The sequence below is a fragment of the Streptomyces sp. NPDC053474 genome, assembly GCF_044544845.1.
In the GTDB taxonomy this organism is placed as follows: domain Bacteria; phylum Actinomycetota; class Actinomycetes; order Streptomycetales; family Streptomycetaceae; genus Streptomyces.
Genome location: NZ_JBITXV010000006.1, coordinates 196,683 through 208,977, shown reverse-complemented (window position 1 = coordinate 208,977; position 12,295 = coordinate 196,683). Strand labels below are relative to the sequence as shown.

10 protein-coding genes are annotated in these 12,295 nt (G+C 73.7%); 6 read left to right on the top strand and 4 right to left on the bottom strand.

The window, feature by feature from the left end:
• Positions 1-514 precede the first annotated feature (514 nt).
• The 6 genes from ACIG3E_RS16305 (at position 515) to ACIG3E_RS16280 (ending at position 8,286) form a co-directional block, all read left to right on the top strand.
• Positions 515-2,149 carry an ABC-F family ATP-binding cassette domain-containing protein gene (locus ACIG3E_RS16305; RefSeq protein ID WP_399616182.1) on the top strand — a complete coding sequence of 545 codons (1,635 nt, stop codon included), beginning with the start codon at positions 515-517 and terminating at the stop codon, positions 2,147-2,149.
• A gap of 76 nt (positions 2,150-2,225) precedes the next feature.
• On the top strand, positions 2,226-3,872 hold the full coding sequence (locus ACIG3E_RS16300; protein ID WP_399616769.1) for an ABC-F family ATP-binding cassette domain-containing protein: 1,647 nt from the start codon (positions 2,226-2,228) through the stop codon (positions 3,870-3,872).
• A 63-nt stretch (positions 3,873-3,935) separates the two neighbouring features.
• Positions 3,936-4,496 carry a CGNR zinc finger domain-containing protein gene (locus ACIG3E_RS16295; RefSeq protein ID WP_399616180.1) on the top strand — a complete coding sequence of 187 codons (561 nt, stop codon included), beginning with the start codon at positions 3,936-3,938 and terminating at the stop codon, positions 4,494-4,496.
• Between the two features lie 164 nt (positions 4,497-4,660).
• Positions 4,661-6,004, top strand: coding sequence for a diacylglycerol/lipid kinase family protein (locus tag ACIG3E_RS16290; protein ID WP_399616178.1), 1,344 nt, complete (start codon positions 4,661-4,663; stop codon positions 6,002-6,004).
• Positions 5,997-6,611 carry a phosphatase PAP2 family protein gene (locus ACIG3E_RS16285; protein ID WP_399616176.1) on the top strand — a complete coding sequence of 205 codons (615 nt, stop codon included), beginning with the start codon at positions 5,997-5,999 and terminating at the stop codon, positions 6,609-6,611. Before ACIG3E_RS16290 ends, ACIG3E_RS16285 begins: the two co-directional genes overlap by 8 nt.
• A 1-nt stretch (position 6,612) precedes the next feature.
• The gene (locus ACIG3E_RS16280; RefSeq protein ID WP_399616174.1) at positions 6,613-8,286 is read left to right on the top strand and encodes an alpha/beta hydrolase; all 1,674 of its coding nucleotides are present in this window, start codon (positions 6,613-6,615) and stop codon (positions 8,284-8,286) included.
• A gap of 23 nt (positions 8,287-8,309) precedes the next feature.
• Here ACIG3E_RS16280 and ACIG3E_RS16275 read toward each other — a convergent pair whose 3' ends face one another.
• The 4 genes from ACIG3E_RS16275 to ACIG3E_RS16260 form a co-directional block, all read right to left on the bottom strand.
• Positions 8,310-9,203 carry an arylamine N-acetyltransferase gene (locus tag ACIG3E_RS16275; protein WP_399616172.1) on the bottom strand — a complete coding sequence of 298 codons (894 nt, stop codon included), beginning with the start codon at positions 9,201-9,203 and terminating at the stop codon, positions 8,310-8,312.
• Between the two features lie 48 nt (positions 9,204-9,251).
• Positions 9,252-9,647 (bottom strand): pentapeptide repeat-containing protein, encoded by a 396-nt coding sequence (locus ACIG3E_RS16270; protein ID WP_366789494.1) that lies wholly within the window; start codon positions 9,645-9,647, stop codon positions 9,252-9,254.
• Positions 9,648-9,662: 15 nt separating this feature from the next.
• Positions 9,663-10,700 (bottom strand): DUF4872 domain-containing protein, encoded by a 1,038-nt coding sequence (locus ACIG3E_RS16265; RefSeq protein ID WP_399616170.1) that lies wholly within the window; start codon positions 10,698-10,700, stop codon positions 9,663-9,665.
• Between the two features lie 91 nt (positions 10,701-10,791).
• Complete coding sequence (locus ACIG3E_RS16260) at positions 10,792-12,291, bottom strand: B12-binding domain-containing radical SAM protein (RefSeq protein WP_399616168.1); 1,500 nt, start codon at positions 12,289-12,291, stop codon at positions 10,792-10,794.
• Positions 12,292-12,295 lie beyond the last annotated feature (4 nt).

The window sequence follows — 12,295 nt, the reverse complement described above, 5'->3', positions numbered from 1 at the left end:
GTCGGCAGGTACTCGGACGCGGCCAGCGGGGCACCGGCGGCCAAGACCGTCAGAAGTCGTCTCATGGATCGTCCCGTCCAAGGAAAGGGGTGTGCGCGAGTGCGCCGGGATGGGGTCCGGACGCCGTTGACGGTATCACCGGCTAGACCAGTGACGGCAAGAGGGCGGGCCCCCGTCACTCCAGTCCGGCGATCCGGCGGCCCGGCGGTCCGGCCGACGTCGACACGGCGAGCGCGAGCACGAGCGCTAGCGCTAGCGCTAGCGCTAGGGATGCGGCCACCGCTCCCCACACGTCGGCGAACACGCCTGCTACCGTGGGCGAGGCGTGGACCCATCGATCGAGGAGTGGCAGTCGTGGCAGGTGACGACGACATCTCCGGGTGAGACCCGGATGTGACCGGCCGTCGGACGGCGCTGTACGAGCGCCCGGACCGAGGCCCCTTCGTCGTACCCCTTTTCCCACACCTGCCCAGGGCAGACGTCTGTCCGCCCTCGATCCTCCGAGGTCACTTCCATGCCCGACGCCGCTGTCGTCTGCTCGAACGTCTCCTTCGCCTGGCCCGACGACACCCCCGTCTTCCACGACCTGTCCTTCACCGTGGCCACCGGCCGCACCGGCCTGGTCGCCCCCAACGGCTCCGGCAAGAGCACCCTGCTCAAGCTGATCGCCGGTGAACTGGCGCCCGCCACCGGCTCGTTGTCGGTCGGCGGCACGCTCGGCTACCTCCCGCAGAGCCTCCCCCTGACCGGTGACCTCACGGTCGCCGAGGTGCTCGGCGTCGCCGCGGTGATCCGCGCCCTCGACGCCGTCGAGTCCGGTGACGTGCGCGAGGAGCACTTCACCACCATCGGCGACGACTGGGACATCGAGGAGCGCACCCGCGCCCAGCTCGACCGTCTCGGCCTGGCCTCGCTCGCCCTGGACCGCACCTTGAGCACGCTCAGCGGCGGCCAGGTCGTCTCCCTCGGCCTCGCCGCCCAGCTGCTCAGGCGCCCCGACGTCCTGCTGCTCGACGAACCGACCAACAACCTCGACCTGGAAGCCCGGCACAAGCTCTACGACGTCCTGTCGGACTTCACCGGCTGTCTGCTCCTGGTCAGCCACGACCGCGCGCTGCTCGACCGCATGGAACGCGTCGCGGAGCTCGGCAGTGACGAACTGCGCTTCCACGGCGGCAACTTCACCGCGTACAAGGAGGCCGTACGGGCCGAGCGGGAGGTCGCCGAGAAGAACGTCCGCAACGCGGAGCAGGAGCTCAAGCGCGAGAAGCGCGAACTGCAACAGGCCCGCGAACGCGCCGAACGCCGCCAGAGCAACGCCGCCCGCAACCTCAAGAACGCGGGCCTGCCCCGCATCTTCGCGGGCACCATGAAGCGCGGCGCCCAGGAGTCCGCGGGCCGCGCCGGGCAGCTGCACGCCGCCCGGGTCAGCGAGGCCAAGTCCCGGCTCGACGAGGCCGGACGCGCGCTGCGCGACGAGCAGCGCATCACCCTCGAACTGCCCGACACCCATGTGCCCGCAGGGCGCAACCTCTTCCTGGGCGAGGGGATGCGGGTCCACCACGGCGGCGCGGCCGTGTTCGCTGACGGCGGCGTCGACCTCACCGTCCGCGGCCCCGAGCGCATCGCGCTGACCGGGCCCAACGGCGCGGGCAAGACCACCCTCCTGCGGCTGATCACCGGCGAACTCGCCCCGGACAGCGGCGAGATCAAGCGGAGCGAGGGGCGGATCGCGTATCTCTCGCAGCGCCTCGACCTGTTGGACGCGGACTGCACCGTGGCGGAGAACTTCGCCGCGTTCGCCCCCGAACGCCCCGAGGCGGAGCGGATGAACCTGCTCGCCCGCTTCCTCTTCCGCGGGCCGCGGGCCCATCTGCCCGTCGGGGTCCTCTCCGGCGGCGAGCGGCTGCGCGCCACGCTGGCCTGCGTCCTGTGCGCCGACCCCGCCCCCCAGCTCCTCCTGCTCGACGAGCCCACCAACAACCTCGACCTCGTCAGCGCGGGCCAGCTGGAGAGCGCACTCAACTCCTACCAGGGCGCCTTCATGGTGATCAGCCACGACGAGCGGTTCCTCACCGGGATCGGCGTGGACCGCTGGCTGCGGCTCGCCGACGGACGCCTCAAGGAGACCGGGGCGCCCGAGATGTGAGCCCGGCGCGTGCAGTGGTCCGCGCCGAGGCCGTGCGCCCCGCGGACCGACCACCGCCACCGACCACGTGGAGCGGATCCCTGTGTCCCAGCACACCCAGCACACCCTGCTCGCCCATGACCTCGTCCGCGTCCTCGACGGCCGACGCGTCCTGGACGGCGTCGGTCTCACCGCGTCGCCCGGCCACCGCATCGGCCTCATCGGGGAGAACGGCGTCGGCAAGTCCACCCTGTTGCGGCTCCTCGCGGGCACCGAGCGACCCGACGCCGGAACCGTCTCGCGCCCCGAAGACCTGGGCTTCCTGCACCAGGAGATGCCCTTCGCCCCGGACGCGACCGTCGCCGCGGTCCTCGCCGACGCGCTCCGCGAGGCCCGCGCCGACCTCGCCGAGCTCGCCCGGCTCGGCGACGAACTCGCCCGCGTCCCCGAGGACGCCCCCGACCACCAGGAGCTCCTCGGCGCCTACGGCAGACGCCTCGAACAGGCCCAGGACCGCGAGTCCTGGGACGCCGACCGCCGCGCGGCCCTGGTCCTCGACGGCCTCGGCCTGGGCGCGCTCGGACACGACCGCACGCTCGGGTCACTGTCCGGCGGGCAGCGCGGCAGGCTCGCCCTGGCCGCGCTGCTCGTCCGGCGGCCGTCGGCGCTGCTCCTCGACGAGCCGACCAACCACCTCGACGACGGCGCCACCGCCTTCCTGGAGGAGCAGCTGCGCGCGCTGCCCGGAGCCGTGGTGTTCGCCAGCCACGACCGGGCGTTCCTCGATGCCGTCTGCACCGACCTCGTCGACCTCGACCCGGCGGTGGCAGGGCCCGTGCGCTACGGCGGCACCTACACCGCGTACGTGAGCGAGAAGCGCGCCGAGCGGCGGCGCTGGGAGCGGCGGTACGCCGAAGAACAGGAGGAGTTGACGGAGCTGCGGCGCTCGGCGCGGGTGACCGCGCACCGCGTCGCGCCGGACCGGGGGCCGCGCGACAACGAGAAGATGGGCTACGGCCACCGGGCCGGGCGCGTGCAGCACCAGGTCTCCCGCCGCGTACGCAACGCCGCATGGCGCCTCGCGGAGTTGGAGCGCGCCCGGGTCGTCGAGCCGCCCGCCCCCCTGCGGTTCGCGCCCGGAGCGCTTGCCGCGGTGGCCGAGGACGAGCAGCGGCCCCTGGTCGCCCTGCGGAACGCGCGGGTGCCGGGCCGGCTCGCGCCGACCGCTCTGGAGGTGTCACCGACCGACCGACTGCTGGTCACGGGCGACAACGGAGCGGGCAAGTCGACGCTCCTCGCCGTGCTCGCCGGACGCCTCACCGCCGAGGGCGTCGTCCGCGCACGGCGTCAGGTGTCGGTGGGCCTGCTCGACCAGGACACCGTGTTCCACCGGCCCGAGCGCACGGCCCGCGCCACCTACGCGCTGTCACTGGGCCCGGCGCGGGCCGAGCGGGTGCCCCTCGGCTCGCTCGGCCTGCTGCACGCGGGCGACCTGGACAGACCCGTGGGGCAGCTGTCCGTGGGGCAGCGGCGGCGGCTCGCGCTCGCCCTGCTGGTGGCCCGCCCGCCCGAGCTGCTGCTCCTGGACGAGCCCACCAACCACCTCTCCCCGCGCCTGTGCGACGAACTGGAGGAGGCCCTGGGCAGCGGCCCGGGCGCCGTCGTCCTCGCGAGCCACGACCGCTGGCTGCGCCGCCGGTGGCCGGGGCGGACGATCCACCTGGAGCGCGACCGCGGGCGGTGAGCGGGCGGCCCGGCGCGGTGGCGATTCTTGCGGCCCTCGACAGTCACCTGCCAGGATGGTGATGTGAATCTGGACCACGTCTTCGTCTGCGGACATCCGGCCCTCGACTTCGCGGCCACGCTCCGTGCACGGCGTTCGGCGCGGTTCGAGATGTTCGTGACGCCGGAGCGCCTCAACGCCTGGTATCTGGAGTCCGGGCTCGTGGACACGATCACACCCGGCCACGAGGAGGACGTCCAGGCGGCGCTCGCCCTCCGCGAGGCGGTCTACCGGCTCATCACCAACCGCCGCCTCGGCGAGGAGTTCGACCGCGAGGCCCTCGCGGTGCTCAACGGCGCGGCCCGCGCCACCCCGGTCACGCCCCAGCTCTCCCTGACCGGACGGCACAACGAGGCGACCCCCGCCCAGGCCCTGGCCACCGTCGCCCGCCACGCCGTCGAACTGCTCAGCGGCCCCGACGTCCCGCTCCTGAAGGAGTGCGGCAACCCGGAGTGCACCCGCGTCTACGTCGACCGCTCGCGCGGCATGCGGCGCCAGTGGTGCGGCATGGAGTCCTGCGGCAACAAGATCAAGGCCGCGGCCTACCGCGCGCGGAAGAAGACCGCGCCCGCCGCGACCGCCTGAGTCGGCCCGCTACGCCCCCGCGGCAGCGGGCGGCGTCTGAACCCGCCTCACCCGCACGGCCCGGCCGGGGTGCTCCCCGCCCGCGAAGTCCGCAGGATGGTGCCCCGGACCAGGCGGCGGAGGGCGGAACCCAGCATGCGACGGACACCACGGGCAGGGCGCGGATGACGGGCTCCGGCAGCGGCGGCGCCGCGCGGCTCCTCGCCCGCCTGGCCGTGCTCGCCGCGCTCGGCACCTTGGCGGTCCTCGTCCTCGCGTTGCGGGAAGGCGGCCTGCTGATCCTCGGGGCCGGGCTGCTGGGTCTCGTCATCTGCGCCGCCGGGCTGTGGTGGTTCCTCGCGCACCGCGGTGTGGTGCGCCTGTCCGGGGCGCTCGTCGCGGTCGCCGCGCCCGTCGCGGTCCTCGTCTACTTCGCGTACGACGGCCTGTGGCTGGCCGCGCTGGTGCTGATCCTGTGCTGGGGCGCGACGCTGCTCTGCGCCCGGGCGGCGCTGCGCGCGGCGGTCACGGCGCGGCCGCGGCGGGCGCGCGCCGCACCCAGGCCCCGGAGGCCGGTGCTCATCATGAACCCCAAGTCCGGCGGCGGAAAGGTCGACCGCTTCGGCCTCGTGGAGCGGGCCGAGGAGCTCGGTGCGCGCGTGCTCCTGCTCGACCCGTCCGCCCCGGCCGACGTCGCCGAACTGGCCCGCCGGGCGGTGGCCGACGGCGCGGACCTGCTCGGCGTCGCGGGCGGCGACGGCACCCAGGCGCTGGTCGCGGCGGTCGCCGCCGAGCACGGCCTGCCGTTCCTCGTGGTCTGCGCCGGCACCCGCAACCACTTCGCCATGGACCTCGGCCTGGACCGGGCCGACCCGACGCGGTGCCTCGACGCGCTGACCGACGGCGAGGAAGTCCGGGTCGACCTCGGTGACGTCGCGGGCCGCGCCTTCGTCAACACGGTCTCCTTCGGCGTGTACGCGGACGTCGTACAGCGGCCGGAGTACCGCGACGACAAGGCGGGCACGGCCCTGAGCCTCATGCCGGACCTGCTGGTCGGCGAGGGGGTGCGACGGCTCGACGCCCGGGCGGACACCGTCGCGCTCGCGACCCAGCAGGCGCTGCTCGTCAGCAACAACCCGTACGGCTCGCCCGACGACCTCGGTGCCAGCGGCCGACGGCCACGGCTCGACAGCGGCGAGCTGGGTGTCCTCGCCGTGCGCGTCGAGGGCGCGGCCCAGGCCGCGGACCTGGCCGTGCGCGGGTCCCAGTCCACGGGCCTTACGGTCATGACCGCGCGGCGGGTCGTGGTGACCTCCGACGCCGCCGAGATCCCCGTGGCGGTGGACGGCGAGGCGCTGCGCATGCCCACGCCGGTGGTGTGCACGCTGCGCCCCGGCGCGCTGCGGGTCCTGGTGCCGCGCGACCGCCCCGGCGTCGTGGTGCCCGCGCCGCCGGTGAACTGGCGGCGGCTCCTCGACCTCGCCTTCGGCAGGCCGCGGCGGACCTCCGGACAGGAGACCCATGGCTGACGAGGACATGGCTGACGAGGACACCGTCACGGACCGGCCCCGGTCGACGGCGGCGGCCGTGCTCGGGGACCTGCGCGCGATCGACGGGGCGCTGTACGCCGCCGTGGCCGCCACCCCCACGCCCACGCTCGACCGAGCGCTGCGGCGCCTGTCGCACGCGGCCGACCACTCGAAGATCTCGTTCGCCGTCGCGGCGTGCCTGGCCCTCGTGCCGGGGCGTCCCCGGCGCGCGGCGCTGGCCGGGACCGGAGCGGTGGCCCTCGCCTCGGTGGCGGCGAACCTGTTCGGCAAGCGCATGGTCCGCCGGAGGCGGCCCGACCGGGAACAGGCCCGGGTCGTCGTGGACCGGCACGTGCCGATGCCGCGGTCGGCGTCCTTCCCCTCCGGCCACACGGCGTCGGCGGCCGCCTTCGCCACCGCCGTGGGCGTCGTCCTGCCCGCGGCGGCGGTGCCGCTCGGGGCGCTCGCGGTCGCCGTCGGCTACTCCCGCGTCCACACGGGCGTGCACTACCCCGGCGACGTCGCGGCCGGCGCGGTCCTCGGCCTCGCCGCCGCGGCGGTGTCCCTCGCGGTCGTGCGCGTCCCGCCGGACCGCCGCGGCGGCTGAGATGCGCTCCTCCCCTCCCTGGACGGCAGTACCGGCGGCGCCGGACACGTCCCCCGCCCGGTACGCCACGCTCCCCGGCGCCTGGGGAGCGCTGCTGCTCGTCTGTCTCTCCTTCACCCCCTCGCTCCTCCCCCGCGGCGGCGTCCTCCAAGGGGTGATCTCCGGGATCCTCGCCGCGATCGGGTACGGGCTCGGGGTGGCCGCCGCGTGGATCTGGCGGGCCTTCGCCGATCGCGGGCCGCGTCCCGCGCGGCGGGCGTCCTGGCGGGCCTTCCTCGTGGCCGGGACCGCCCTGCTCGGCACCGCGTTCGGGCTCGGCCAGTACGGGCAGCACCAGATCCGCCAGCTCCTGGACGTGCCGGAGTACAGCCTCCTCCAGACGATCGTCTCGCTGCCGCTCGCGTTCCTGCTCTGCTGTCTCCTCCTGCTGGCGGCCCGCGGGGTCCGCGGGGCCTACCGCCGGGTGGCCGGGCTGCTGCGGCGCTGGATCGGCGCGCGGGCGGCGCAGGCGGTCGGCGGGATCCTCGTGGCCACCGCGGCCGTCCTGCTCCTCAGCGGTGTGCTGGTCGACGGCCTGGTCGCCGCGGCGAACCAGGCCTTCTCGCTGCGCGACACGCGGACCGACGAAGGAGTGCGGCGCCCCGCCACCGCCCTGCGCTCAGGCGGCCCGGGGTCCACCATCCCCTGGGACTCGCTGGGCAGGAACGGCCGCACCTTCGTGTCCGGCGGCCCCTCGGCCGACGCCATCGCGCGGTTCACCGGCCGCCGGGCGCCGACGCCCGTCCGCGCGTACGCGGGGCTCGACACAGCCGACGACACCGAGTCGCGGGCCGCCCGCGCGGTGGCCGACCTGGAGCGCGCCGGGGGCTTCCGGCGCCGGAGCCTCCTCGTCGTGACGACCACCGGCAGCGGCTGGGTCGACCCCGCCGCGGTGGACAGCTTCGAGTACCTCACCGGCGGCGACAGCGCGAGCGTGGCCCTGCAGTACTCGTACCTGCCGTCGTGGATGTCGTACCTCGTCGACCAGTCCAAGGCCCGTGAGGCGGGCCGCGAGCTCTTCGACGCGGTCTACGACGTCTGGTCGAAGCTCCCCGCCGACGACCGGCCCCGCCTGTACGTCGCGGGCGAGAGCCTGGGGGCGTTCGGCGGCGAGACCGCGTTCAGCGGCGAGTACGACCTCCGCAACCGCACGGCGGGCACGCTGTTCGCGGGCCCGCCGAACTTCAGCACGCTGTTCCGGCGGTTCACCGACGGCCGCGACGCGGGCAGCCCGGAGGTCCAGCCCGTCTACAAGGGCGGGCGCACCGTGCGCTTCGCCGACGACGCCGCGGCGGACATCCCGCCGTCGGGCGCGCCGTGGGAGGGCACCCGTGTGCTCTACCTCCTGCACGCCTCCGACCCGATCGTCTGGTGGGGGCCCCATCTGATGCTCGACCAGCCGGACTGGATCAGCGAGGCCCCCGGGGACGATGTGCTCCCGAGCATGTTCTGGGTACCGTTCGTGACGTTCTGGCAGGTCACCGCCGACCTGCCGTTCGCCACCGGCGTGCCCGACGGCCACGGCCACCGGTACCGGGCCGCGTACGTCGACGGATGGAACGCCGTCCTGCGGCCGACCGGCGTCGGCGCACGGGACCTCGCCCGCCTGCGGGACATCGTGACCGGTCACACATGACGGACGGCGCGGCGGCGGGCGCGTCATCCGCCCCCGGCCGCGGGCGTGGGGACGGGCGGCGGCGCGAGGCTCGACCGGACGTCGGCGACGCGCGCCAGCAGTTCGCGCGTCTCGTGCGCGTTCAGGGTCAGCCGGAACTCCTCCGTGAGGATCTTCGCCAGGGCCGTGTCGTCGAGGTGTGACGTCTTCTCGCAGGTTCCGTCGGGCAGCACGCGGGAGAACTCCCGGTTGAGCAGGCGCCGCAGTTCACCGCCGAGCCGCTGCATCACCACCAGCTGTCCGGTGAAGGGCGATTCGGGATGGGTGGACGTGTAGTAGTTCGCCGCGTCGACGTCGGCGGCGCGCTGGCCGTGGCCGCCGAACGCGTACATGGGGTTCTCCCCCGTCCCGGCCCGCTCCAGGAGCTGCCACCCCTCGTCGTGCCGCGCGAGGCGGAACGACCAGCCCCCTTGGGCGCGCCACGCGCCCTCGGCGAGCGGCAGGGGCTCCAGCAGACCGGAGCCGAACCCGGCGTCGGCCAGCCACTCGCCGTCCGTTCCGCGGACGCGCAGGGTCAGATGCGTACGGGGCCAGGGCCGTCCGGGACGCTCCCTGGGGCGGGCGAGCAGCCGGTCCACCCGGTAGCCGAGCTGGTCGAGGACCACGCCGAACAGCAGGCTGTGCTCGTGGCAGTAGCCGCCGCGCCCCGACGCCACGAGCTTCTGCTGGATGTCCGCGATCGACGTGGAGACGCCGCGCTCCAGAACGATGTCGATGTTCTCGAACGGGATGGTCTCCACGTGGGCGCGGTGCAGCAGTCGCAGCGTCTGCCCGCACGGTCGCGCGCGGCTCAGACCGGGCCTGCCGATCCGCTTCAAGTAGGTGTCGAGGTCGAGCTGTTTCACGCCCCATTCGTCAGCAAGCGCAGTGGTCGTCACCGGGGCCTCCTTCCGACGAACCCGCCAGGCCCTGTGGGACCTGCTCCTCTATGCCCAGATCGTGAGGTAGTCCGAGATCACCGCCGACCGCCGGAAGTCCGGATCGAGGACGGCGCCGGTGAGGTCCGCGCCGCTGAGGTCCGCGCCTTCCAGATTCGCTCCCACGAGGCGGCAGTTCATCAGGTCCGCCTGGATCAGATACGCCTCGCACAGGTCCGCGCCGTCGAGGATCGCGCCGCGCAGGTCGGCCGTCATGAGGTACGACTCGCTCAGCACGGCCCCCGTGAGGTCCGCGTCCACGAGGTCGACCCCGCGCAGGTCGGCGCCGTGCAGTCGGGCGGCCCTGAGGTCGGGGCGGAACGGGCCCTCGGCCCTGCGGCGACGCGCGTGTTCGTTCCATCGGTCGGGGCCCTGCATCAGTACGGATTCGTCCACCGTCGGCATGTCTCCCCCTCGCGCCTACAGAGCGGTCAGCGCGCCGAGCGCACGCTTCTCGACGTCCATCGCGGACCGGACCGTGTCCGTCACGCCGTCCACGAGCGACGTGAGGTCCTCCCGCGAGTCCGTGGTGCCTCTCGCCAGGAGCGTGGCTCCCAGGCTCTGCCAGAGGCGGCCGCTCTCGAAGAACAGCTCGGCCGACTCGGCGTAGCGGGGGTCGTCGGTGGCGGCCGCCACCTGCGTCAGGAAGCGGCCCAGCAGCGGGCGGAAGAGCCCGCCGCCCGTGCCGAACGACTCGATCTGCCTGCCGACGTGCAGCAGTTGCCGGGCCAGCGCGTCGGTGCGGATCACCCGGCCCTCCAGGTCCACGTCCTCGACCTCGCCCCGCTTCGACCGCGGCCACGACGCGGCCGCCGTGATCAGGCGCTTCATGCCGGGGATGCCGAGGCTCCTGCTGCCCGGCCTGAGCACGTCGCGGCAGAGGGTGCGGACGGCCACGGGGCCCACCAGGCGCAGCCGCGGGGCGGTGCGCCGCGGCCCGAAGACGTACACCTTGCGGTCCGGGTTCACCGGCGGCGAGCCCCGGCTGGCGCGGGCCGCGTCCAGGTCCGCCGCGCCGACGACGACGGGCGCGTCGAACGCCGGGTCCGACACCTCGAACGCCTCGCCGCCGACGCCACGCGTCACATTGACGAAGTACCCGCCGAAGGACGAGCGGCCCCCGAGCCCCCAGTGTGGCAGGAGCCCGAGGTCCACCCGGGTCATGACGGCGGGTGCCGACGCGAGCAGCTTCGCCAGGGCCGCGCTGGACCGGGGTGTGTGCAGGCCCACCTCGACGCCCATCAGCCGGGCGGCGCGCAGCGGCATGATCTCCTGCTTGCCGACCACGATGTCCGGCGCGTTCCCGTTCGCGGGGAAGAACGAGAAGCCGAAGCCCCCGTCCAGGCCGAACACCACCTCCTCGTCCACGTCGAAGCCGCCCGCGGCGAGGATGCCGCGCTGGCAGGCCGACTCGCAGTGGATGCCTCGCCGATGGACGTAGCGGCCTGCCGAGTTCACCGGTCTCCCTCCCTGGCACGGGGCCATCAAGGACGTTCGGGTCTGTTGGTCCAGCCTCTCGACGGCGTACCGGCACGTGTCGCGCCGTCCCCTACGCCGATCCGAGGGTGAGGGAGACCGGCTGGGGGCCGGTCGGCTTCGGGGCCCGCTCCAGCCGCGGCTTGTCCCGCATCACGTACGCGTACTCCCGCCGCATCTCGGCCACGGCCCGCATCGCGTCGGACGCCCGGTCCGTGAGGTTCTGGCCGCCGAGGCCCCACCACAGGTACCAGTTCTTGTGGCTCAGATAGGAGTCGCGGACGAAGTCGAGGGTCTCCCGGCTGGCGAGGATGTCCGGCTCGACGTAGAACGCCGGGACGAACGTCCCTTGCCCTTCCGTCATGATCCCGGCCTTGACGGCCTGCTTCTCCAGTTTGGTGGCGCTCAGGACGCGGATGCCGAGGTTCGCGTAGATCTGGGCCGGGTTCAGGAACCGCTCGGTGAACCGGATCGACTCCTTCAGGGCCGCGGGCGTCTCCCCCGGCCCGCCCAGGAAGACGCAGTGCGTGTGCTCGATCGGGCTGGCCGTGAAGAGGCGGTCGATCTCCAGGACCCGGGCCATGTCGAAGCCCTTCATGAGGTCCTGGAGCGCCTCGTCGGTGAGCGCGTCGGTGCCCAGGTCGACCCGGATGCAGCCGGCCGCGGTCAGCAGTTCCACGAACTCGGGCGTGACCGCGTTCGGGGTGAGCTGGCAGTACCAGGGCACGTCCAGCTTGGCGCGGACCATCTCCTCGCACACTTCGACCGCGTATTCCAGCGGGTAGTTGAAGGTCGCGTCCACGATCTCGAACTCCCGGACGGCGGGGTTCTCCCGCATGGCCCGCTGGATCTCCGCGACGACCTCGACCGGTTCCTTGAACCGGTTCCCCTTGCCCTCGGTCTTGCGGATGATGCAGTACGAGCAGTACAGCTTGCAGCCGCGCTTCGTCTGCAGCGTCTCGATCGCGGGCTGGGTGTCGCGGGTGAGGTCGGAGGCCGCCGAGACGCCCTCCTCGAAGTACCGCGGGTCGTAGACGGACCTGTCGGGCACCAGGGCGCCCAGGTCGAAGGCCGCGTTCGACGGGTTCTGGCAGAACCGGCCCTGGTCGTCGAGGTAGCACAGGCCCGAGATGTCGGCCAGGGACCCGCCGACCTCCAGGTACCGCAGGAGCTGGACGATTCCCGCCTCGCCCTCGCCCGCGATCCCGAAGTCCGGCTGCGCGTACTCGAAGAACGACAGCGGCTCGACGGAGAAGCCGGACCCGCCGAGCACGACCTTGGCGGAGGTGTACTTGCGCACGCACCGGACGATCTTCTCGGTCATCGGGCCGAAGAAGATGGGGTCGATGAACGTCAGGTTGTCCAGGTTGCGCACCGCGATGCCGACGACGTCGTACGTCTTGGCGGTGAGGCGCTCCCTGACCGCCTTTAGCTCCCTGGACTCCCACAGCAGGTCCAGGACGTCGACCTCGTGTCCGGCCCGCTTCGCCGCGGCGCTGATGTAGGCCATGCCGATCGGCAGCGCGGGCCGCGGCACCCGAATCTTGTTGGTGGAGATGAGGAGAACTCGCATCGGG